The organism is Paraburkholderia sp. IMGN_8, from assembly GCF_038050405.1.
In the GTDB taxonomy this organism is placed as follows: Bacteria; Pseudomonadota; Gammaproteobacteria; order Burkholderiales; family Burkholderiaceae; genus Paraburkholderia.
Window position 1 is genome coordinate 897,397 of the sequence record NZ_CP150901.1, and the last position, 23,281, is coordinate 920,677.

General features: G+C 60.0%; 15 protein-coding genes and 4 pseudogenes. 15 read left to right on the top strand and 4 right to left on the bottom strand.

Annotation, left to right across the window (positions count from 1 at the left end):
* The first annotated feature begins 4 nt into the window (after positions 1-4).
* A complete protein-coding gene (locus WN982_RS25380) occupies positions 5-982 on the top strand; it encodes an ATP-binding protein (RefSeq protein ID WP_341318389.1) in 978 nt (325 codons plus the stop codon).
* Between the two features lie 1,128 nt (positions 983-2,110).
* Positions 2,111-2,744, top strand: a pseudogene (pdxH, locus tag WN982_RS25385) (pyridoxamine 5'-phosphate oxidase).
* Between the two features lie 42 nt (positions 2,745-2,786).
* On the opposite strand, the pseudogene WN982_RS25390 reads toward pdxH, so the two are convergent.
* Both WN982_RS25390 and WN982_RS25395 read right to left on the bottom strand, forming a co-directional pair.
* Positions 2,787-2,923: pseudogene (locus WN982_RS25390) on the bottom strand (IS3 family transposase); the annotation flags it as partial.
* A gap of 28 nt (positions 2,924-2,951) precedes the next feature.
* Positions 2,952-3,254 (bottom strand): hypothetical protein, encoded by a 303-nt coding sequence (locus tag WN982_RS25395; RefSeq protein WP_341318390.1) that lies wholly within the window; start codon positions 3,252-3,254, stop codon positions 2,952-2,954.
* Between the two features lie 762 nt (positions 3,255-4,016).
* Between WN982_RS25395 and WN982_RS25400 the strand changes: the two genes are divergently transcribed.
* From WN982_RS25400 to WN982_RS25420, 5 genes are all read left to right on the top strand, one after another.
* Entirely contained in the window at positions 4,017-6,491 is a 2,475-nt protein-coding gene (locus WN982_RS25400) for an EAL domain-containing protein (RefSeq protein ID WP_341318391.1), read from the top strand.
* A 3-nt stretch (positions 6,492-6,494) separates the two neighbouring features.
* Positions 6,495-8,075, top strand: coding sequence for a methyl-accepting chemotaxis protein (locus WN982_RS25405; RefSeq protein ID WP_341318392.1), 1,581 nt, complete (start codon positions 6,495-6,497; stop codon positions 8,073-8,075).
* A gap of 297 nt (positions 8,076-8,372) precedes the next feature.
* On the top strand, positions 8,373-9,602 hold the full coding sequence (locus WN982_RS25410) for a GGDEF domain-containing protein (RefSeq protein WP_341318393.1): 1,230 nt from the start codon (positions 8,373-8,375) through the stop codon (positions 9,600-9,602).
* Positions 9,589-9,885 (top strand): hypothetical protein, encoded by a 297-nt coding sequence (locus WN982_RS25415; RefSeq protein ID WP_341318394.1) that lies wholly within the window; start codon positions 9,589-9,591, stop codon positions 9,883-9,885. Before WN982_RS25410 ends, WN982_RS25415 begins: the two co-directional genes overlap by 14 nt.
* A gap of 170 nt (positions 9,886-10,055) precedes the next feature.
* The gene (locus WN982_RS25420; RefSeq protein WP_341318395.1) at positions 10,056-11,429 is read left to right on the top strand and encodes an EAL domain-containing protein; all 1,374 of its coding nucleotides are present in this window, start codon (positions 10,056-10,058) and stop codon (positions 11,427-11,429) included.
* Between the two features lie 376 nt (positions 11,430-11,805).
* Here WN982_RS25420 and WN982_RS25425 read toward each other — a convergent pair.
* Positions 11,806-13,377: pseudogene (locus WN982_RS25425) on the bottom strand (methyl-accepting chemotaxis protein).
* 493 nt (positions 13,378-13,870) lie between these two features.
* On the opposite strand from WN982_RS25425, the gene WN982_RS25430 reads away from it, so the two are divergent.
* From WN982_RS25430 to WN982_RS25460, 7 genes and pseudogenes are all read left to right on the top strand, one after another.
* Positions 13,871-14,170 carry a hypothetical protein gene (locus tag WN982_RS25430; protein ID WP_341318396.1) on the top strand — a complete coding sequence of 100 codons (300 nt, stop codon included), beginning with the start codon at positions 13,871-13,873 and terminating at the stop codon, positions 14,168-14,170.
* 158 nt (positions 14,171-14,328) lie between these two features.
* A complete protein-coding gene (locus tag WN982_RS25435; protein ID WP_341318397.1) occupies positions 14,329-15,009 on the top strand; it encodes a hypothetical protein in 681 nt (226 codons plus the stop codon).
* A gap of 542 nt (positions 15,010-15,551) precedes the next feature.
* Positions 15,552-17,903, top strand: a complete 2,352-nt coding sequence (locus WN982_RS25440; protein ID WP_341318398.1) for a DUF3141 domain-containing protein — start codon at positions 15,552-15,554, stop codon at positions 17,901-17,903.
* A 32-nt stretch (positions 17,904-17,935) separates the two neighbouring features.
* Positions 17,936-18,872, top strand: a pseudogene (locus WN982_RS25445) (phosphate acetyltransferase).
* Positions 18,873-18,876: 4 nt separating this feature from the next.
* Complete coding sequence (locus WN982_RS25450) at positions 18,877-20,055, top strand: acetate/propionate family kinase (protein ID WP_341318399.1); 1,179 nt, start codon at positions 18,877-18,879, stop codon at positions 20,053-20,055.
* A 4-nt stretch (positions 20,056-20,059) separates the two neighbouring features.
* Positions 20,060-20,851: an enoyl-ACP reductase FabI gene (gene fabI / locus WN982_RS25455; RefSeq protein WP_341318400.1), complete on the top strand. Its 792-nt coding sequence runs from the start codon at positions 20,060-20,062 to the stop codon at positions 20,849-20,851.
* Between the two features lie 22 nt (positions 20,852-20,873).
* Positions 20,874-21,128 (top strand): RNA-binding protein, encoded by a 255-nt coding sequence (locus tag WN982_RS25460; RefSeq protein ID WP_341318401.1) that lies wholly within the window; start codon positions 20,874-20,876, stop codon positions 21,126-21,128.
* Positions 21,129-21,384: 256 nt separating this feature from the next.
* Here the strand turns inward: WN982_RS25460 and WN982_RS25465 are convergent, their stop codons facing one another.
* Positions 21,385-21,690, bottom strand: a complete 306-nt coding sequence (locus tag WN982_RS25465; protein ID WP_341318402.1) for a PAS domain S-box protein — start codon at positions 21,688-21,690, stop codon at positions 21,385-21,387.
* 532 nt (positions 21,691-22,222) lie between these two features.
* On the opposite strand from WN982_RS25465, the gene WN982_RS25470 reads away from it, so the two are divergent.
* Entirely contained in the window at positions 22,223-23,245 is a 1,023-nt protein-coding gene (locus WN982_RS25470) for a MinD/ParA family protein (protein WP_341318403.1), read from the top strand.
* Positions 23,246-23,281: the final 36 nt, after the last annotated feature.

Below are 23,281 nucleotides of genomic sequence, written 5' to 3' on the forward strand. Positions count from 1 at the left end.
AGTCATGTCGCTTCACATTCCGCGGCCGATCGATCAGTCACTGCATCCGCTCGTCACCGGCAATTACCGTATAGCTACACCGGCAATCGAATCGTTCTATGAACTTGTCGTAAGTTGCCTTCGCTACCGCGTCATGGGAGCGCTCATCTATGGCGCTCCTCGGATTGGCAAGACCCGCTCGATTGAATATGTCCGTTTGCTGCTGGCCCATGAGTACCCGAAAGTGACGAGTTATCACGCGCAATGCGAGCACAAGCCGCGGCATGCGGAGGGGCCATTTTTCGCAAATCTGCTGGAAGCTGTCGGCGATCATGATCCGAACGCAGGCACGAATCCCGCCAAACGCATGCGTCTCTCGCTACGCATCCGCGAAGCGGCTGCCCGCGCTGGCAGCGGTACGGTCCTGCTGTTTTGCGACGAAGCGCAGCGCTACAACGAGAACGAGTACGAATGGCTGCGGGATGTGCACGACGCGCTGGACCGCCAGCAGATCAAGCTATTCACGTTCCTCGTCGGTCAGCAGGAGTTGCTGGCGCAGAAGACTGCGCTGCAAATCGCCGGTAAGACGCAAATTGTTGCACGTCTGATGGTCGAAGAGCTTGCGTTTCATGGCATCCGTAACGCCGAAGATGTTGCCACGTGTCTGAACGGATACGATCAGACCGCCTATCCCGAAGGCACGCAGTGGAGCTTCACAAGATTCTATATGCCACAGGCGTTCGATGCAGGTTATCGACTCGTGAGCGATGCGGACTTGCTGTGGGATGCTTTTGAGGGTGCGCATCACAAGGCAAGCCTGCCGGGCCGTCTCGAAATCCCGATGGAATCGTTCGCTCGTGCGGTCGAGGTTGTGCTCAAGGATAGCGAACTGATGGATGCTCCGGGATATTGCCCGGATCAATCATTATGGGCTCACGCGGTTCGTCGCTCCGGATATGTCCAGTCCCGTCATGCTACCGGCCGTGTACTCGTTCACGCGTGATATGCTCAGGGCGCCGCGCTTTCCAATCCTCACACTTGACGAGCGAAAACTGACTCCTGCATTGGGCTTCATCTTCGATGTCAGGTGGTTACTGCCAGGCGAATCGATGGTCTCGATCTTGTGGAAGTTCGCTCGGACCAACGGGCTTCCCGGCCACACGCTCGTGCAGTTGATGGGAGCAGACGTCGACCCTTATGCGGGCGTAGAGCCGATGCGCGATGTCGTCGACGTGAAGCGCCTGCGGCGAATGCTGTGCCTGCCCGCGAAGGTGTTGCGCGCGTCGCTCCTTGACGCTGGTCAACGAGGGCGGCACCACCCAACCTTTCGATATTGCCGTCAGTGTACGGCGAGTGGCCATCACAGCGTGACGTATCAGATGTTCAGTGAGAACCGCTGCCCCGCGCACGAACGGATGCTGGAGACGGAATGCCGACATTGTAGACGCGAAACACCATACATCCTGAGCGCTAATCTCATAGGTTCGCCGTATCGTTGTGCATGGTGCGGCACGCCTTACGGCACAAGATTACCTCCAGTCCTTTCGACTAGGCCAGCCATGCGCAAAGAACATTGAATTGCCATCCCGCGGCATTTCCATAATCGCATGGCGGGTAGCTTCTGCCTCGGCGGTAAGGAACGCGATGTCTAGCTCGCGCGGGCGGACCACGTCTGTTCGCACACGAAACACGAGCGCGCAATTCGCCCTTTGGGTCGGGTTTTCGCTCGTCACCGCGCACTGGCCGCCACCATCGTTACGTCGGACCGGGAGGTGACAACTTTGCTTCGCCAACGGTGACGACTTTGCTTCGCTCTACGCTGGCAGGAGCGCGGTGGCCGCCGTTTGTTGACACATTTATTTCGTGAACGTGTTGCCCTGCCCATCAAGGCGCTGGCGGAACAGTAGCCGGTGCAAACCGCGGATTGACACATTTATAGTCGCGACGGTGACAGATTTATTGCGTTCTACGTCCGACGAGTGCGGCGCATGACATCGGTAGCAAACCCACAGACGTTGTATCCGAAGCGTCATTACCGGAACCGTCTTGACCCGCAGCCACGACGACGAAGGATCAGGGTCTTATGAATCAGCATCGCGTTACCCGGAGGAAGGGCGGTGAGGCCAAAATCATGATCACTCTGCCAGAATTGCGCAAAGACTATGCGCGCGGATCGCTCGACGAGCGCAGCGTCGACCCGGATCCGGTCCGCCAGTTCCAACGCTGGATGCTGCAGGCGCTTGCTTCGCAATTGCCCGAGCCAAATGCGATGACGGTGGCTACTGTCTATAGTGAAGGCTGCCCCTCGGCGCGTGTTCTCCTCCTCAAGGGCTTCGACGAGCGCGGCTTTCTTCACCAATTACGAAAGCCGCAAGGGGCAAGAGCTTGCCGCCAACCCGCGCGCTTGCCTGCTCTTCTATTGGACCGAGCTCGAACGTCAGGTCCGCGTCACGGGCGTCATTGCGAAGACGAGTCCGGAAGAGAGCGACGCGTATTTTGCAGCGCGCCCGCTCGGCTCGCGCATCGGCGCCTGGGCATCCGAGCAGAGCCGCGAGATCGCCGGCCGGGCCGAACTTGAGGCCCGCGCGCGAGCATTTGCCGAGCGCTTTGATGAGCACCCGCCGCGCCCGCCGCACTGGGGAGGCTACCGGCTCGTTCCGGAAACCGTCGAATTCTGGCAGGGACGGCCATCGCGACTGCACGATCGCCTCCTTTATGCACGCGAGACCGACGGCAGTTGGCACATCTCCCGGCTTTCACCTTAATGACGGAACTACTCCAACAGACTCATTGATCACCTGCCGTACAGAGTTGGTCGTCGCAATGTACTTGCGCTTGTGCCGAGCGCGAATTCCATGCATGTGCCATGAGATTGCGAATACGCTGTTTGTCTACGCGCACGGCCCCGTGGTGCAAGTAGCTCCTTCCACGTACGTGGCCAGCCGTCAGTGCCACTCCGCCGGAGGCTATGCTCAAGCACTATGCCGCCTAAAATTCAAGATAGCGTACGACACATGCTCGGCCATTTCAATCACGTTACGGATCATTTGATGCTCCTCAACATCCAGGGTGTCGAAATGAAAAATTACCAAATCGCGCAGCGTCGACGACAGGCGCTCGATCAGAGGCAGCGTAGCTCTAACGATTGGCCAGGTATACATCAGGTATGCAAGTGGAACAACGCTCCTTCTTTCGCACCATCGATCAAAGAGGACCATGCAGACAGAGTCGATTTCGGTAGCAAGGTGCAGTTGCTCGTCAATAGCAATGGCCATGTGGGGTTCCCGACGCATAAGGTTCGTGTTATTAACTTGAATTAATTTGAATACTCGCCGTCAGAAATATTGACGTCGCCTGGATGTTGACGAACGAACGGACCAGCGCGGAATCCCTCCCCGCTTCGGCAAATTCGGCGCTCACACGTTCTTCTCTCTTCTCGCCCTTTTGTGGCGGCCTGCGCGGGTTTGCGAGTGTGTCTGGCGTGGCTCGACACCAGCTCGTCCAGATTCAACTCCTGCGCATATTCGGGCAAGGTGCGGCCACTCGGATGAGGACCTGACGCAGCGACTTCTTGTGACGCGCCATCAGTTTCTCAAGCAGATCCATAAACGATTCATCCTTCAGCGCACCCGTATAGGTGACGAACCAGAAGGCGCCCTTGGCATGGTGCCGCCGCCACACTGATGCTCTGACGTTGGTCCATAGCGCGCGCCCAATACAGGTACGGGTGGAAGCGTCAATCGACGTTCGTCTGTGGGCTGCACACAACGCCGTCGGAACGATAGCCGCTGAAGCAACTGCGCATCTTGATATCTGTCAGGAATATGTCAAGAAGACGTGCGCGAAGTCCGCTTGATTCAGATCAAGGCGAGAGGAATTTGTCGCTGATACTTTCAGCGCCATCTTAAGAAGACGCTAAAAGCGGTTCACGTCAATTCATGGTACATCACACGTTGGATGTCGAAATTGGGCGACTCGTATCGGGGTCGATGCTCGAGTGCCCGCCCCGCACGCCCATCAAGGACGCTGCCAAGCGGATGGCAGAGCAACGATGTAGCGCGATGGTTGTGGTGGACGGCCAACAAGCCATCGGCATATGGACCGAGCATGATGCCCTGGCTCTCGCGGACGATCCCAGCGTTCTGTTTCAGCCAATCGACTCGGTGATGAGTCACCCGGTCCTGTCGTTATCGGAGCACACTCGTCTCGGCGATGCCGCCGTGCATTTCAGGAGCGAAGACATTCGTCATTGCCTGGTCGTTGATGATCAGGGACGCTCGCTCGGCATTCTGACGCAGACCGACCTCGTCATGAGTCAAGGCGCCGAGTTTTTCCTTCGGATGAAATCCATTGAATCCGTAAAGGTTTCGGTGCCCGTTCTGGTAAGTCACAATCTGTACGTGAACGAGGCGATGCGGCTCATGCGGTCGCAGCGTCTGAGTGCGATCGTTGTCAAATATCCAGAGGGCCTACACGGCATTCTGACTGAGCGCGACATCGTTCGACTTGTAGCGAGCGGTGCGTTGCTCGGTACGGTGGGTACCTATGCAAGCCGTCCGCTGCGTTCGTTGCGGAATGCGCAGAGTCTTTACGCCGCGCGGCAGTTTCTGGTGGAGCACCGTATGCGACATGTCGGCGTGGTCGACAGCCAGGATTCCCTCATTGGCGTACTGGGTCTGGCGGACATTCTGAACGACATCGAATATGAATACGTTCACGAGTTGCAAACGGCACTTCGCGAGCGCGACGATGCATTGTTCGAATCGCGCTACAACTTGCGGCTTGCCGACCGGGTGGTCGAATCGTCGCTGGACGGTGTGATGGTCACCGATCTGCAGGGGAACATCGAGAGAGTCAATCCCGCCTTTACCAGATTAACAGGCTACACGAAGGCGGAGGCAGTTGGCCGAAACGCCAGATTGCTGAGTTCTGGACGCCAGTCGCCTGCTTTTTATCGTGAGCTCTGGAAATGCCTGCGCGAAAGAGGACATTGGAAAGGGGAGATATGGAATCGCAGGAAAAGCGGCGAAATCTACCTCGAATACCTTTCGATATCTGGCATATGCGATGAGGACGGACGATGCTCCAACTACGCGGCGATCTTCTCGGACATAACAGGGCGTCGGCTTGCTGAAGAACGTCTTAGCTATCTTGCCACACATGACGCGCTCACCGGGTTGCCCAATCGAACATTGTTCAGCGAACGCCTAAACCACGCGATGGTCAGAGCGCAGCGCACATCAAAGCGGGCCGCGGTCATGTTCCTCGATCTTGACCGCTTCAAGCTGATCAACGACACGCTGGGTCACGGGATCGGCGACGAAACACTGAGAGTCATTGCGGAGCGACTGAAGCGCGCCGTACGGGAGACCGATACGGTCGCCCGCCTGGGCGGAGACGAATTTACGATTGTCGCCGAAGACATAGAGGACGTCCGCCATGTCGGGCAGATCGCGCAGTCGCTCCTGACCTCCGTAGGCCAGCCGATCGACGTCGGCGCACAACTGGTGTTTGTCACGCCGAGCATCGGAATCAGCTTGTATCCCGATGACGGGACTGATCCGAAACAGTTGCTCATGCAGGCGGATCAAGCGATGTATGAGGCAAAGGAAGTTGGTAAGAACAATTTCCAGTTCTTTGCGACCCCGATGACCTCATCCGCGATGGAGCGGATTGTGCTTGAGAGCGAACTGCACAACGCCCTGGAGAACAATGAGTTCCATCTGCATTACCAACCCGAGTACGACGTGCAGACCGGCGCCATCACAAGCGTCGAAGCGTTGATCCGATGGCAGCATCCTAAGCGAGGCCTCATTTCCCCCGATCAGTTCATTCCGGTTGCGGAAGAGTCTGCGTTGATCGTTCCAATCGGTGGATGGGTGCTGCGCGAAGCGTGTCGCCAGGCACGTACATGGCTTGATGAAGGATTCGACTTCGGACGAATCGCAGTCAACCTCTCAGGAAAGCAATGCCGGCACGATGGCTTTCTGCATGAGGTTGCATGTGTCTTGAGCGATACCGGATTGCCTGCCCGACGCCTTCAATTCGAACTCGTTGAGAGCATGGCCATGACGGGCCGTGAAGACACAGGAGCGCTGCTGCGAGAACTGGCGGGGCGCGGCATCAGTCTGGCGATTGATGATTTCGGCACCGGGTACTCAGCATTCGCGTATTTGCAGACGCTACCGGTGGATACGCTCAAGGTTGATCGGTCGTTTCTGGCCCAGATAGGGCCAGAAACGACCGATGGCGCGATCGTGCGGGCGATCGTCGCGATGGCGAAAGCCCTCGGCATCACTGTTGTGGCCGAGGGGGTCGAGCAGGAGTCGCAGATGCAATTCCTGCGCGAGATCGGTTGCGACCGGGCGCAAGGTTACCTGTTGACTCGGCCGGCCCCCGCGCACCAGATGCAACGAACAGCACTTGGCGTTCGGTGCGGTCTCCATGTCGAGCATCAATACCAGTTTCGGCAAACGAACGACACGCTAGCAACCGCTACCGAACAGGCTTAAGACATGCGCGAGAATCTACCAGTCACTGACGAAGAATATGTGTTGTCTGAACGAGACGTCATCATCACCCGTACCGACGTCTCAGGCCGCATTGTGTACGCCAATGAAGCCTTTCTGAGGAGCAGCGGCTATCAGCGCGGGGAGGTGATGGGCGAGCCCCAGAACATCGTTCGACACCCGGACATGCCTGTCGAGGCATTTCGCGATTTGTGGGCAACCATCGGCAGGAACCAGCCCTGGACTGGAGTTGTCAAGAACCGCCGCAAAACCGGCGGGTTTTATTGGGTTCTCGCAAATGTCACACCCGTTTTGGAGCGTGGCCAGAAAGTGGGGTACATGTCGGTACGGACCAAGCCGTCAAAGGAACAGATCGCCAAAGCAATGCGTCTGTATGGAACGTTGAGCGCTTCAGGACGCAAAAGGCTGCGATTATCCGGCGGCGATGTCAGGCGGGCGGGAGTCGGCGGAAGGGTGGATCGGTTGCTCCGCTTGCCTGTCGATCTGCGTCTTTGGGTCGTTATAGCGGTGCTGATTGCGGTGTTCCTGTTGCAGGCATTCAGCGTGCATCGTCCGCTGCTGCCGGGCATTTCCCAGCTATGGCAAGCATGGTTGCTTGGAGGTCTGGGCATGGGGATCGCGAGTGCATGCGGCGTTTATCTGACGCGGAACGTACTCACCCCGTTGAAAGTGCTTAATGGCAGCGCACTCAATGTGTTAAGCGGTCACATTCAGGAATTGTTTCCAGAACGAGGTGACGCGCAGACCAGGCTGCTTGGCAGAATGCTCAATCAGATGAACGCAAAGCTGGTTGGTGTCCTGATCGATGCGAAGATCTCGATCGATGTAATTCGCGATGCGACTCAGGAGTTCGCCAATGGGAACGCTGACCTTGCCAATCGGACGGACGAGCAGGCGAGCGCGATTGAGCAAACGACCGCGAGCCTCGCTGAAATTACCGAAACTGCGGAGCACAACGCACTCGGCGCCGAGCGCGCAAACGCCACCGGGCAGAAGACCGCTGAATCCGCAGAAGTGGCCGCACAGGAGGTGCACAGAACCGTGGAGGTGATGGCGCATGTAGGTGAACGCTCGCGCAAGATCGCTGAGATCACATCTGTGATCGATGCGATCGCATTCCAGACGAACATCATCGCGCTCAACGCATCGGTGGAGGCAGCCCGGGCTGGCCAGTACGGCCGCGGGTTCGCCGTGGTGGCCACCGAAGTTCGTAGTCTTGCGCAAAGGGCGGCCGGCGCGGCGAAGGAAATCAAGACGTTGATTGAGAGTTCCCTTGATACGGTGACGGTGGCCGCGCAAGCAGCCGCCCGCGCCGGCGAGACCATGAGCACCGTGGAGCAGGCCGTTACGCGATTGACTCACACGCTGCACGACATTGCGCTTGCGAGCCGGGGGCAGAGCGCGCAGATCACGCAAATCAACGATGCGGTCGGGCAGGTAGCGGAACTCACGCAGCGCAATGCTGCTCTTGTCGAGCAATCTGCGGCGGCTTCGACTGATCTGCAGCAGCAGACTCAATCGCTCGAGGCCACGGTGAGCATTTTCAACCTCCGCAGCGAATCGTAACTCGACGGCGTGCGTGACATCACCTCGTCAAGGCTCAACGGGAATAGCGTGCAGCAGTCCGCGGAGGGGTGGACCACGCAGCACGGCTTATCGATCGGCGCGTCAAGACCTCGTTACATCAATCATGGTGGCGGCGAGTAATTCGGACTATCGGTTCTGATCTGGCGACGAGAGCTTACCGTCGAGCGTTGCGCGGTAAGGTAGGGCGGAGGGACACGGCATTCGTTGAGGACGATTGTCACTCGGATTGCCGCAGCCGGAGTTAGCACCGATGTTGGACATCCTTTAACGATAATCATGAAAAGCATTTCAGACGTCATATTGTCACGCCTGACTGACCTCATTCCGGGAGAACTGGAACAGACGGAATTCCGATGGTTGACACTACCCCATCAGCATCCGGTCCTGTTGACGCGTCGACGGGCAACCATGATCGTTAACCGCGTCCGTCTGCTTGCCTTTCTGTTCGCCGTACTGACGCCGCTATGGAGCAGTGTCGACCTGATTGTCTTTCCCTTCCCGCTGTGGCTCAGCCTCGCGCTGCTTCGCCTGGTTGCCTGCGGTACCTTCGCCAGCCTGTTGCTGTACCGCCCGAATGGCAGCCTGTTCGACGCGTATCGCGCCATGGCGCTGCTCTTTGCGATCCCTACCGTTTTTTATGTCGCCTCGTATGTGCTACTTGGCCGCTACCAGCTCACGGGAATATCGGCGGCCATCAGTGCCGGTTATGCATTCCTGCCTTTCGTACTGCTTTCCGGGTTGTCCATCTTTCCCCTGACGCTGCTCGAGACCCTGATGTTCGCGGGTCCAATCCTGATCGCCCATGCTATTGCCGGCTCACTACGATGGACAACCGTGGACTGGCCGTCGTTTGCCGGCTCTTTCTGGTTGCAGGTGCTGATCACTGGCGTGTCCGCATTGGCGGACATGAGCCAGCTGGCGTTCATGATCGTGCTGGTGCGGCAGGCAGTCCGGGACCCCCTGACCGGCGCCTTCTCGCGCAGCAGTGGCGAAGAAGTGCTGGCGCTGCAATTCAGCCTTGCCTCTCGCAGCAGCGCAAGACTGTCCGTCGCCTTCATCGATCTCGATCATTTCAAGAACATAAACGACCGGTACGGTCACGAAGCGGGCGACAAGGTACTGGTCAACATGACCTGCATCGTTAGGCACAACCTGCGACACGGCGACGTGCTGGCCCGCTGGGGTGGTGAGGAGTTTCTCGTGATCATGCCCAACACCGAACTGGTACAGGCGGAAGCTGCGCTGGCGCGCCTGAGCAACATAGGTTTTGGCCTGAACCCCGACCATACCCCGGTAACCGCCAGCGTCGGCATTGCCGAACTGATGGCTGATCAGGCCAGCGACTGGAAGTTCCTGGTCGATATGGCTGACCGGCGGATGTATCGCGCCAAACAGCGCGGTCGCGACCAGGTGTGCAGCCGGGACGAACAGGGTGCCACGGACTGTTGCACCGATCTGCGCGGGATGGCAGACATTCCGAATGAGGCTGAAATTGAACAATGCTGACGAGGTGCTGGATGAGATTGCCGGGCTCATGGCCGCTAACACCACGAAAACGTTTGTTCTTTGCGCGCGGGCGATGGTGCTGGCCACGTTTCTAAAGGCCGTCCTGCCTCACCTCACGACGTTGCAGCGCGCCGAGGTCACCTGGTCATTTCGACAGGGCATTGAAGAGGCCATGTCGTTGATGGACGATCTGGCGTTGCCCGCCGAATATCAATCTGCACTGCTCGAACTCACCAATGCCATTCTCGCCTCATTGGGTCAGGAACCGACCAGGCGTCAATAACCTCAGCCGCATCATTTTGTCCTGCGTGCGGATCGAGAAGCCGGACCGTGTCGGCGTGGCATTTCATGCTGTCGTCACGACCTCCGCTTCGCGCAACTGCAATCGCAGAAGGTGCGGCGCCTGCCCGGCTGGCGTTGACGGTACCTTAACAGAAAGGGGAGTGTTCAAAGTTGAAGGCAAGAGTACCTTCGCCGGCCCCCACCGACGGTCAACTGGCGTCGAACAGTAAAGCGGCCACACCGGAATGTGTCTACCTCGGGCGGCAGCCGATTCTTGACCGCAGCGGAGCGTTGATCGCGTTCGAACTGCTCTTCCGCGCCGGGACCGCCAATATCGCCCAGGTCACGGATGAGGCCGATGCCACCGCGCAGGTCATCGCGAGACTCGTCGGCGACATCGGCCTCCGCGCTGCGCTGGGCGAACACACCGCCTATGTGAACGTCGACCGGACGGCGCTGACGTCCGACCTTGTCCGGCTGTTGCCGCCTGAGCGCTTCGTGCTCGAAATTCTCGAAACGGTAACGTTCGACGAGGCACTCTTCAGGCGCTGCAACGACCTGCGGCGCGCGGGTTTCCGGCTCGCACTGGATGATGTTTCCGAGGTGTCCCCGCGTTTGCTCGCGTTTCTGCCGTGCGTCGATATCGTCAAGATCGACTTGATGGAATGCCCGCGCGAGCGTCTTGCCGAAATGGCCGGCGCCGTCATGCTGCACGGAAAGGTGACGATCGCCGAGAAAGTTGAAACACCGGAAGACCATGACGCCGCCATGCGCGCCGGCTTCGAACTGTTTCAGGGCTACCACTTTGCGAAACCGCAGGTGCTGACATCGCGGCGTATCACGCCATCGCGCGACGCGCTGCTGCGCATGCTGGTGCTGCTGAGCGGCGAACCGTGGATTGTCGAACTCGAAGCTGAACTCAAGCGGATTCCGAACCTCGTCATTCAACTGTTGCGTCTGCTCAGTTCAAGCGCGGTTGGGCTTCCCCGAACAATTTCGTCACTGCGCGAAGCGATCATGGTAGTGGGCACGCGGCAAATCACGCGCTGGACCCAGTTGCTCCTGTTTGCAGATGGCCATCTCGGCACGCTGCGCTCCGATCCCCTGACGCGGCTATGTGCCACGCGCGCGCGATTCATGGAACTTGCCGCGGGCCGGCTGCGGCTCGATGACGATCGGTTTGCCGATACGGCGTTCATGACTGGCGTGTTCTCGCTGGTTCATGTGCTGTTCGGCACGGCGATCGAGGACAGCGTGTCCACGCTGCCGATTCACACCGATATCCGACGCGCACTTCTCGAACGGCATGGCGGGTTGGGGTTGCTGTTGAACGCCACCGAGGCGGCCGAATCGGGGGACCTCATGGCAATCCGCGCGGCGTGCGAGGCACTGCCCGGATTTATCCCCAACGACCTGACCATGCTCGGGCTTGCCGCCGCCGCCTGGTACGACGATCAGGTGCAGGGCCACCTGGACGCTGCGAGCCTCGGGCCTGGGCGTGCCCCTGCCGGGCAAAAAAAGCAGCCCAGACCTGATGGCTCCTGAGACTGCCGCAGCCCCGGTTTCCTGAGTGGAATCATACGTAGGGTAGAATTCAAAGATGTTGATCTGGGTGATTGCCCACGCGCGCTCAACGATTAGTACAAAGTTGATTCTTGCAATATTCTGGACTCCCACTGCGGAGCAATTCCAGTGGTTGCTGGTGCACCATGTTTGCGCCGGTGTTGTGGAACGCGTCTGGATTTGTAACGCCGGCATGTAACTTTGCCTCAAATCACATGCATGTGTGGCCGCTGGTGCTGGCAACGACCGCTTTCAAGGCGACCGGGTCGATCACTGAATGTTCGTGTCAGGTCGAAAGCGCCTCTTCATATCATTCGGAACCAGACATTTAGGAATGTCGATAATCGAGAGGGGGGCGTTAACGTTCCCGGGAGATCGTTTCGGCACCCTTGTAGACCGCCAGCGCCCGAACCAATTGCTGCGTTCTTGCTTCAAGACTGTCGGCCACCGCGGCCGATTCTTGCACCAACCCCGCATTCTGCTGCGTCATCTGATCGAGCTGGGTGACGGCGACGTTGACCTGGCTGATTCCGTTCGACTGCTCCTTCGTGGCAGAACTGATTTCGCTAATCAGATCCGTCACGCGAGCAACCTGCGTCATGATGTCCTTCATCGCCGCTCCCGCATTATTAACAAGTTCGCTGCCAGCTTCGGTGGTCTGTACGTTGTCTTTTATCAGGCCCGCTATTTCCTTCGCCGCACTGGCGCAGCGTTGCGCGAGCGTGCGAACTTCGCCAGCCACTACCGCGAAGCCTCTACCCTGTTCACCGGCACGCGCTGCTTCGACTGCCGCGTTGAGAGCCAGGATATTAGTCTGAAACGCAATACCGTCGATCACGCCGATGATCTCGCTGATCCTTTTGCTGGCTGCAGTAATCGCAGCCATCGTATCAACCACTTCTCCAACCACGACACCGCCCGTCGCGGCAGCTTCGCTTGTCAAACCGGCGAGCAGGCTCGCCTGCGCAGCGGTGTCGGCATAGTTCTTGACTGTCGCCGTCATCTGTTCCATCGATGCCGCGGTTTCCTCGAGGCTCGCCGCAGCCTGTTCACTGCGTACGCTAAGATCGTTGTTGTCAGCAACGATTTCGCCGCTCGCAGTCTGTAGCCCAGAAAGCTGCTCGCTCACGTCGTCAACCGGCGAGCGCAAGTTCAGTCCGGACTGATTGACCGCCCGCAGGATCATCCCGATTTCATCCACTCGGTTCAGCTGAACGTTTTCGCCGGGCTGGCCCGCCGCGACCGCAAGCGCCTGCTTTAGTACGCGTCGTAGCGGGTTCGAAACCTGTGCCTCGAGCCAGAATGTAGTCAGCAGCGAGATCACTGCTGCCACCCCAGCAAACCCGCCTAACATCGCGCCACGCAGACCGAACGAAAAAGCGCACGCCGCAATCAGCGCGAGCAATGACAACAGACCAGCGCGAATGCGCCACCGTACCGACATCGTCTGCAGCAGCGACATTCACGCAAACAGTCTGGTGCGGACGATCAAGCCTTGATGAAACCTTCGGCCGCCAGCCCTGTTGTCCTGGAACTCGCGATAAATCTTTTCGGTGGCCGCGACCTCGTCGCGGCTGGGCTTGGTGCGCACCGACATGTATCCGACCAATTGCCCGTTGCGGACCACGGGCGTCGCGTTGGCCCGTACCCAGTAGTGGTCACCGTTTTTTCGCCGGTTCTTCACCAACGCGATCCAGGACAGGCCGGCTTTGAGCGTTGCCCACATGTCCGCAAAAGCCTGCGAGGGCATGTCCGGGTGCCGCACGAGATTGTGAGGTTGCCCTAATATCTCATCGCTGTCGAATCCGCTCGCCTGGACGAACGCGGCATTCGCGGAAGTGATGTGGCTCTGCGCGTCGGTCGTTGACATGAGCGTCGCGTCTTGCGGGAAATCGTACTCGTGCTGTGTGACGGGCAAATTAGCGCGCATGACGTGGATGAGCCTTGTAATAAGATATTCCAGCGAGACACAAGAGGCCGAGGATGAGCGGCAATCAGAGCCTCTGGGGAAGAGACCGCTTACTGTGTCTGAGAACCTCTCTCAGTTACAGCAACGAGCAAGTGCTAAGCAAAGTTCTGACCGAAATACCTTGGGAGCTGCCATTAGAGTCGTGCCGGGTCGAAGAGCCGAAGTGGGTGGCGGACGATTAGCGCTGCCGTCGTCGGGGTTCGACTTTGCGAGACGCCGCGTTCGACAACGGCACCCACGCCGAAACCAAATTTTTTTCCTGATCAACGCCTTAAACCTTTTTTGGCGAAATTTCATGAATCCCCGGCCGGCCCTCATGACGGTTTCAGGTGTCTTTATCTATGCCTAAGTATAGATTCGAATGTCTCTGATGACAATATAGTCAGAAATGGGCGTAATGTCAGGAAAGGCGAATGCTCGAAGCCGGACAAACAGATAGACAGATGGAGTGACAGTGGAGACAGGAGCAAAAACCAGTATCGGGTCGTCCAGTCTTCGGGATCTGGTTCAGCCGTCGGCGAGTGGACTGCTCCAGGCAGTCGAGGTGCTGGTCGTCGGATTCGGCCCGGTGGTTCAGCCACCGTCAATCTGCTGGCACGGCACGGATAGTGGGCCTCAGATCAAGGAGCGCGCGGATTCAGGGATTGCAGTCATGCTGCCGAAGCCCACGACATCAGGCGCGAATTCCCATGGCCGATTCGACCGGGCAGACTTTATCTACGACGGCTGGTGGCCGGCTGTACATGGCTTTTGAACTGGGCGAGAAGAGCTGGAAGCTCTCACTGGGTGATGGCCGACGTGCGCCGAGCCGCTGTACGGTAGGCGCAGGCGACACCACAGCGGTCCTCACCGCCATCGCGAACGCCAGGGCGCGCTGTTACCTCGGCGCCGACACACCCGTCTACAGCTGCTATGAGGCTGGCCGCGACGGCTTCTGGCTGCACCGCTGGCTGGCTCAACAGGGCATTGTGGAGCGTGGTGGATTCAGCCAGTATCGAGGTGAACCGGCGGGCCCGTCGCGCGAAGACGGACCGGCTCGACAGCGACAAGCTGATGTCCGTGCTCATACGTTATCTCACCGGCGAGCGGCGGGTGTGGGCGATGGCGCGCATCCCGACGCCTGAGCAGGAAGACGACCGGCGCCTGCACCGCGAGCTCGAACGCCTGCGGCAGGAACGTACCGCGCATACCAACCGGATGCGCTCCCTGCTTGTGCTGCCCAATCTTCGGGTCAGATATGTCGGTGACCGGATCTGGACTCACTGGTGGGCCCGGCAGCGCGAGCTGCTGGCGCCCGGTCTGCGCGCCGAGATTGATCGCGAATGTGAGCGGCTCGCGCTGGTGCGCCAACAGATCCGCCTGCTCGAAGCGCAGCAGGACCAGCAGGTGCGCAGTGGCGCGCACCCCGGCATGGCGTTGCTGGCACAGCTTGCGGGCATCGGTACCGGCAGCGCGCGTTGCAATTCTGATGAGTCAATGCGCTACGGAGTCCGGCATGTCGGTGCGTTGCGCAACTTTGCATCATTAGGTCGTCACCTTCCGCGTACAGCACCTCCAGTTGCATATCGAAGGTCTGCGCCGCCATTGCCATGAATCGGGAGACCAGTTGCCAATGCTGTCCCGCACCGCGTTGCACAGCCTCGCTAGGGTCGAGGAACACCATGCGCGGCGAGCGCCTCGCGGCAAAAACCCGGCTGGACACGCCGGTCAGGCCGGCATACGCGCAGGTGAGCAACGCTTGCCGACGATTCACCCGATTGCCGCCAAGGCGGCCGGTTGCGCGCCGTGCGAGGAACGCGGTTACGCGACGGACGCGGCAGGACGCATTCTACGAGCCACGCCGGCGTTGGCAATATTCACCCTGGGATTGATTGGCTTTCGAGACGGCGTCCAATAGTTTTTGCAGGCAGTTTTCCCATGCTGCGGCGAAACGACGCAATCCGCTGAACTCCATCGTTCGGTCATTGACTGGGTTTATAATGAGAATAAGGTCATAAATGATACAGTTGTCAAATAAAGGATTGTCTGTGCTTGGTGCCGCCCGGAATGTCGGCATCTAGGCTTCTCTGCGCAACCAGGCAACGGAATGAGCAGTTGTGCCAGGTTAAGTCGCTTCGCTTAAGGAGATTCATGAGATGGACCAGGTTACACAGCCGACACGCAATCACGAGATCGCATTGAAAATCCTGCGCCTGTTGCACAATCGCCTGGAAGATGCCCGGCAACGGTTCGGGCAGAGGACGAGCGACGCAATCAAGGGGGGCGATGGCACGTCCGCGGCCGCGATTCCCAACCCGGCGCAGTTCACACCATGGGGTGCCTGGCACTATGCGGTCGATTTCGCGCAGCGCTCCGTCCTGTTCTGGGATGCCTTGCGTCAACGCGGCAACGAGTTCATCGAGCGCAACAAGGCCGGGATCAAGCCCGCGTTGCATTTCGACTATGACGTAGTGCTCGACGCCAGGCACTTTGAGCGGCCCGTCAACTACGCTCTGCTGTCGATCCGGCCGCCGGAGGGTGTCTTCGTCGACGTGAAGAAGCGCCCGTATCTGATCATCGATCCGCGCGCTGGGCACGGTCCCGGCATCGGCGGCTTCAAGGACGATTCGCAGGTCGGCGTTGCCCTGCGCGCGGGTCATCCGGTCTATTTCGTCGTGTTCTTCCAGGAGCCAGAGCCCAGCCAGACCCTGCTCGACGTGTGCGCGGCCGAGCAGCAGTTCGTACGGAAGGTACGCGAACTGCATCCAGACAGCCCGAAGCCCGCAATCGTCGGAAACTGCCAGGGCGGATGGGCCGCGATGATGCTTGCCAGTTCGTCGCCCGACGACACCGGTCCCATCCTGGTCAACGGCGCGCCCATGTCTTACTGGAGCGGGGCGTGGAGCGAGAGTGAGGCGCCCAATCCGATGCGTTATGCCGGAGGCATTCTGGGCGGCACGTGGCTCTCGTCCCTGTCGGCCGATCTTGGCAACGGCAAGTTCGACGGCGCGCATCTCGTGAACAACTTCGAGTATCTGAACCCCGCCAACACGTTCTGGGACAAGTACTACAACGTGTTCGCCAACATCGATACGGAACCTGCGCGCTTTATCGAGTTCGAGCGGTGGTGGGGCAGCTACTACCTGATGAACCGGGAAGAGATCGAGTGGATCACCCGTAACCTTTTTATCGGCAACAAGCTGTGGTCCGGCGAAGTGTCCGGCCCGTCGGGCAAGTCCTTCGATCTGCGCGCCATCCGTTCGCCCATCATCCTTTTCGCGTCGATGGGCGACAACATCACGCCGCCGCAACAGGCGTTCAACTGGGTCGCTGACATGTACAGCAGCACCGAGGAGATCAAGGCGCGCGGCCAGGTCATCGTCGCCCTGATGCATGAGGACGTCGGCCATCTCGGCATCTTCGTTTCTGGCAAGGTGGCGAAGAAGGAATACACGCAGATCTTCAACGTGCTGGAGACAATCGAGACGCTTGCGCCGGGCCTCTACGGCATGTCGATCAAGGAGGTGAAGGGCGCAGACGGCAAAACCGAATACGAGGTTTCGCTCACCGAACACCGGCTGGAAGAAGCCATCGAGCATTTCAACGAGTTGCGGCGCGAGGACGAAAAGCCGTTCAAGGCCGTGGCGGCGGTGTCGGAGTTCAACCAGCGAGCCTACGAGCTGTTCGTTCAACCCTTTGTGCAGCGTGCGTCGAACGAAACAACCGCGCGGCTGCTGCGCGACTTTCACCCGTTGCGTTTGCAGCGCTGGGCATTCTCGGACCTGAATCCGTGGCTGGCCGCGCTGCGTCCGATGGCAGATGCTGTCAGAGCCAGCCGGCAGCCCGCGAGCGACCTCGAACCCTGGCGCACGGCCGAGCAGCGCGGCTCAGAACTGATCAGCGCCTCGCTCGACCAGTTCCGGGCGGTAAGAGACGCCAGCATCGAAGCACTGTTCTTCTCCATCTACGCGATTCTTTTCGCAATGCATGACCCGGACCGTCTCGGCGAACATGGGACCGATACGTCCGTCGGCTCCGACCCCCGCAGCCTGCCGTTCGTCCAGGCGGCGCTCGCCTCGCTGAGGCAGGGCGGCTACAACGAGGCGGTCGCGCGCACCGCGTTCCTCCTCGCGCCAAAGGGCGAGCCGCTGCCGCTATCGCGCATCGAGACAGTCAAGCAACTTGTCGATGAATATGCCGACTACCTGCCGCATCTGCCCCCTGCCGACTGGCGGCGCATTCGCGGGGAGCAGGAACTCATCGCGACTTTCGAGCCGCAACAGGCTATCCAGACGTTGCCCGACCTGCTCGCCAGCCCGGAAGACCGAAACCGGCTCCTGACCTTGCTCGACAAGCTGCTGGCCGACCGGCGGGTGCTGCGCATCCCGCCGACACCCGCGCAGGAAGAGGCGCTGCGCGCCATCCGGTCAGTGCTCGGCGCAACAGCCGCAAGCGAGTCGCAGACCCCGAAGGCCCGCACACCGCGCGTTCGGGCCACGGCATCATGAGTGCCGCCAACCCGTCAGTGAGGGAACCCGCCATGGAATCCAGACACGTCAAGTACCACGAGCTCATCGCGCAATGCCGTAACCTCGCGCCCATGCCTCTGGCCGTCGTTCATCCCTGCGACAGGAGCTCCTTGCAGGGGGCGGTCGAGGCCGCGCAGCAAGGGCTGATCGCGCCCACGCTCGTCGGTCCGCGCGAGCGCATCGTATCGGTCGCTTCGGAATGCGGTCTTTCGATCGCCGATTACCCGATCGTCGACACGCCGTTCAGCGAAGCTTCGGCGGCCGCGGCCGTCCAGCTCGTGCGCGAAGGCAAGGCCGAAGCGCTCATGAAGGGCAGCCTTCACACCGACGAACTGATGGCAGAAGTGGTCCGCCGCGATTCGGGACTGCGCACCGGCCGGCGCATCAGCCACTGCTTCGTGATGGACGTGCCGGGCCATGCTGATCCGCTGATCGTGACCGACGCGGCGATCAACATCGCTCCGACGCTTGAGGAAAAAGTCGACATCCTGCAGAACGCGATCGACCTTGCCCACGCCTTGCGGTTTCCGGAAGTGCGGGTGGCGATTCTTTCGGCTATGGAGACAGTGAACCCGAAAGTGCCGTCCACAATCGAGGCTGCCGCGCTATGCAAGATGGTGGACCGCGGGCAGGTGACCGGGGCACTCGTCGACGGTCCGCTTGCGCTCGACAACGCCATCAACGCCGAGGCGGCACGCATCAAGCACATCGAGTCGCCGGTGGCGGGGCGCGCCAATGTGCTCATGGTGCCCGACCTCGAAGCGGGCAACATGCTCGCCAAGAGCCTGTCTTTCCTCGCGGGCGCGGACGCCGCCGGTATCGTGCTGGGCGCGCGTGCCCATCATCCTGACGAGCCGGGCCGATTCGCTCATTACCCGCCTCGCCTCGTGCGCGGTGGCCGTGCTCGTTGCCCGCGCGCGGCGCGAGGCGGCAAAGATCGTGGGGTGATGCCATGGCAGATGTGATTCTCGTCCTCAACGCCGGCTCGTCGAGTATCAAGTTCTCGGCGTTCGAAGAGCAGGGTAGTGCGCTCGAGCTGGTCGTGCATGGCCAGGTCGATGGACTCTATACGTCGCACGCAAGGTTCGAAGCATTGGACCGTCACGGCGAGCACCACGCGAAGGAATGGACTGCCGGTACGGAGCTGGACCATCGGCACGGGCTCGAACACATCGGTGTGTTCCTCGAGGAGCACCGCGAAGGACACACGCTCGTGGCCGTCGGCCATCGTGTGGTGCACGGCGGGCAGCGCTTCAGCGGGCCGGTTCGCTTGACCCCTGCCGTGGTCGACGAGCTGGACAAGCTGACGCCGCTAGCACCACTGCATCAGCCGCATAACCTGAAGTCGATACGTCTTTTCGACCACATGCAGCCAGACGTGCCGCAGGTGGCGTGCTTCGATACGGCGTTCCACCGCACGCAGCCGGACGTGGCCCAGGCGTTCGCGCTCCCGGCGGCGATCACAGACCTCGGCGTGCGCCGCTACGGCTTTCACGGGTTGTCGTACGAGTACATCGCCAGCGTGTTGCCCCACGTCGCACCCCGGGCGGCATCGGGGCGCACTGTGGTTGCGCACCTCGGCAACGGCGCGAGCATGTGCGCCCTCGTGGCGGGCGCGAGCGTGGCCAGCACGATGGGCTTTACTGCCCTTGATGGCCTGCCGATGGGCACCCGCTGCGGCAATCTCGACCCCGGCGTGGTGCTGTACCTGATGGAAGAGCGTGGCATGGATGCGCGTGCGGTGGAGGATCTCCTGTATCGCCGGTCCGGGCTGCTCGGCGTATCGGGCGTGTCCGGGGACATGCGCACGCTGCTCGAGAGCGACGATTCTCGCGCCCGCTTCGCGATCGATCTGTTCGTCTATCGCATCTCACGCGAACTGGGCTCGCTTGCCGCCGCCATGAATGGCATCGACGCGCTCGTTTTTACCGGCGGTATAGGTGAGCATGCGGCGGCGGTCCGCGAGGCTGTCGTGCGTCCAGCGAAGTGGCTCGGTGCCGAGCTGGACGTCGCGGCCAATCTGAAGGGCGGACCGCTCGTGACCACCGCTTCAAGCGCCCTACCTGTGTGGGTCATTCCGACCAACGAAGAACTGATGATTGCGCGCCATACCCGCGCTATCGTGGAGTAAAGCGATGTCAACGGAAAACGGCGGGCCGGCAGGCCCCCTGCTCAAAGGCATGAAGGCGCTCGTCACGGGCATAGCCAACGAACACTCGATTGCATACGGGTGCGCCAGGGCGTTTCGCGAACTCGGCGCTGACCTTGCAATCACTTATGCGCCGGGAAAGACCAAAGCCTGGGTCGAGCCAATCGCGCAGGAGTTAGAGGTTGACATGCTCCTACCGCTCGACGTTGCGGATGCGAACCAGCTCAACGCGGTGTTTGCGGAAATAGGCCAGCGTTGGGGACGCCTCGACATCGTGCTGCACTCGATTGCGTGGGCACCGAAGGACGACCTTCAGGGCGGCCTGTTGCACTGCTCGAGCGAGGGGTTCGCGCAGGCGATGGACATTTCGTGCCATTCCTTCGTGCGTATGGCCGCGCTCGCCGCGCCCCTCATGGATAAAGGTGGCACGCTACTTACCATGAGCTATCACGGCGCGAGCAAGGTCGTACCGAACTATAGCGTCATGGGGCCGGTGAAGGCCGCGCTCGAAGCCTGCGCGCGTTACCTCGCCCATGAACTGGGTCCGCAGGGCATCCGCGTTCACGCCATCTCACCGGGTCCGCTAATGACGCGCGCCGCTTCCGGACTCAAGGATTTTGGTCTGCTGCTCAACGAAGCAGCCCACCGTGCGCCGCTCGGCGAACTCGTCGACATCATGGACGTCGGCTACACCTGCGCTTTCCTCTCCACGCCGTACGCGCGGAAAGTGACCGGGGAAACGCTGTACGTCGATGGCGGCGTGAACATCATGGCGTGACACTGCACAGGAGAAGGACATCGTGACTAAGCTACTGCTGCAAACCGTCGAGAGCACTGTCTCAGACGAAGACATTCTGGGGTTTTTGAGCCGCTATGGCTTCCCGCCGTTTGTTTCCATTGAGCGCATGGCAGGTACCGGAATCCGGCCTGCTGTGCTGCTTGGGTTCCAGGATCTGCAACCGGAAGCGCTGCAACTGCTTCAGGCCAGGATTCACCAGGTGTTCTGGAATGACCACACGATCGACGCGATCATTGTCCAGCGCCGAACAGAATGAATGCGCGGAGGGCTGAACATGACGCGGGACCCGCGCCATTGAACGCGGGCGCGATTGTGGCTGACATACTGGATGGCGCACGGTCCAGCATCGGCATCATCCCAATGGTCGAACTGGCGCGCGCAGTCTTCCTTGTCGATCACATGGCGCAAGCGCATGGACGCGTTTGCGAGCTTAACCGTTTAACCTGCGCGGCGGCGACATGGCGGCCGGCCTTGCGGCCGAAGGCACCTGGGAAAACCTGCTGTATGCGCGGTTACAGATCGTGGCGGTCGCGGCGACGACGGGGAGTGCGGCCATCGACTCGCACTACTTTAAGGGCGATAGCGCCGGCCCCGAACGTGAAGCGACGGCGAGTCGCAAGCTTCGCATGACGGGTAAAGCGACTCTCCACGCCGAACAGCTCCGGTTGGCCGACCAACTCGTCTTTCGCATAACCGGATACGGCGATGAAGGCCGGATTGCAATACTCAATGCGGCCGGTCAGGTCGGTCGCAGAAACGAGCATCTGCGACGAGGGGAATTCGAACTCTTGCTGTGTGACAGGATTGTTGTTGCGCATGGCTTTCCTTGGAGGGTGGACGCGCACACGGCGCAGCCCTATCGTCGCTGCGAGCTTTAACGGCATGAACCTGACGGCCTTTAGGGTTTTCCTGGTATTCCGCTCAGGTTTAGTGGACAGGCGGCCGTTCTTGCAGGGTTGGCTCGCCTATGCCGCCTGCATGGCATTCACCGCAGGCCAGAGCACCTGCTCCTGTCGTTCCAGACGAGCCCGGACGCCGCGGATCCCTTTGCGCAGGCCGGTAGTACGTATGGTCCGCCTATTCCAACAATGCGCACCTTTGTTATTCCCGATGTCAAAGACACGGCTTGACAATGGGAGCGGTGAGCTCGTTTCCGTCACACTTTTGCCTGATTATATCATATATGATAATAAACTCATTGACGACGTTATAGTCAACCATGACGAAGTATCATACAATTCACGCATGGATGCGCGTGCGATCGCTGAGTCGGCGCGTTGTGACTGATCGTGCGGCGGGTTACGAATACGGCTCGTGGTGGGTACTGACGTCTCAATAGGTGGGGAATGAATGAAGAATATTGTCTCCGGTCACGCGCTCGAGCTGGGCCAGATGCTTGCCGAAAATGCTGCGCGTGTGATCGCTGTCACAGCCGGCCCGGAAGGAGTCGGCCGCACTGCTGCCGTTGTCAATCTCGCAATTGCGCTAACCAGACAGGGTATGAACGTGCTGGTCGTCGACGAATGTCGTGATGAGCGATCGGCGAGCGCCATGCTCGCAGCCATTCAATCCGCCGACGAGTCGGCTTCCGCAGTACATCGCAAGCTGCCGCGCGTGCTAGCGGTGGACAGTCGTCCGGGGCAGTTCACCTCGACGAGCGCAGTCCATGGGGATCGCGAAGACTTCGCCGGCCTGCAATACGGCGCGGTGGACGGAAACACCCCGGACATCGTGCTAATTGATGCGACACTCGACACCAATGGCGCGCTGTCACCACTTGCGTTGCAGGCTCAGCACATTGTCGTCGTCATGCGCCTGTCGGCTGACGCAGCAGCGGACACTTACGTTTGCATGAAGCGCCTGCGTCTCGCACAAGGCATCGAGGAATTCCGCGTTATTGTGAGCCTGCTTGACGATGAAGCAGACACTCATTCGGTGCTGGAGAGCCTCGAAGTTCTCGCCCGAGATTATCTGGCTGTATCGGTTCTCGATGCAGGCAGCATCTCAAATGATCCGCGTACTACGCAAGCGGCGGAGCTATCGCGCTGTGTTACCGATGCATTTCCCGCTTGTCCGGGGGGCAGCGATTTTGCTCGCCTTGCTGCCGATATGCTGTCCTGGCCCAGGCTGCCCGCAGCATCGCGGCGGCCGCCTGCAACAGCGTATATGCCGGCAACGCGCACAGTGCACGCGTCGACGTTTGCGCTGAATGGCCGCGTTCCAGTCAACGCTTGCCGATCGATCTCCCCGACTCAACAGGAACTCCCAGAGGCCGACGTGTATTCCCTCTACGCGCCATTTATGAAAACGCGACGTATCTTGCCTGGGGCAAAGGCGTCAGAAAGATCTCTGTCGATGCAATCCGAGCGATAGTTATCGATGAAAGCAGCAACTCGCGGTGGCGCGACG

Bases quoted from the DNA above. Each gene is read 5' to 3' on its own strand.
- WN982_RS25380 (WP_341318389.1), top strand. From the start codon at position 5: ATGTCGCTTCACATTCCGCGGCCGATCGATCAGTCACTGCATCCGCTC.
- WN982_RS25395 (WP_341318390.1), bottom strand. From the start codon at position 3,254: ATGGCCATTGCTATTGACGAGCAACTGCACCTTGCTACCGAAATCGAC.
- WN982_RS25400 (WP_341318391.1), top strand. From the start codon at position 4,017: ATGGCAGAGCAACGATGTAGCGCGATGGTTGTGGTGGACGGCCAACAA.
- WN982_RS25405 (WP_341318392.1), top strand. From the start codon at position 6,495: ATGCGCGAGAATCTACCAGTCACTGACGAAGAATATGTGTTGTCTGAA.
- WN982_RS25410 (WP_341318393.1), top strand. From the start codon at position 8,373: ATGAAAAGCATTTCAGACGTCATATTGTCACGCCTGACTGACCTCATT.
- WN982_RS25435 (WP_341318397.1), top strand. From the start codon at position 14,329: ATGAGGCTGGCCGCGACGGCTTCTGGCTGCACCGCTGGCTGGCTCAAC.
- WN982_RS25440 (WP_341318398.1), top strand. From the start codon at position 15,552: ATGGACCAGGTTACACAGCCGACACGCAATCACGAGATCGCATTGAAA.
- WN982_RS25450 (WP_341318399.1), top strand. From the start codon at position 18,877: ATGGCAGATGTGATTCTCGTCCTCAACGCCGGCTCGTCGAGTATCAAG.
- fabI (WP_341318400.1), top strand. From the start codon at position 20,060: ATGTCAACGGAAAACGGCGGGCCGGCAGGCCCCCTGCTCAAAGGCATG.
- WN982_RS25465 (WP_341318402.1), bottom strand. From the start codon at position 21,690: ATGCGCAACAACAATCCTGTCACACAGCAAGAGTTCGAATTCCCCTCG.
- WN982_RS25470 (WP_341318403.1), top strand. From the start codon at position 22,223: ATGAAGAATATTGTCTCCGGTCACGCGCTCGAGCTGGGCCAGATGCTT.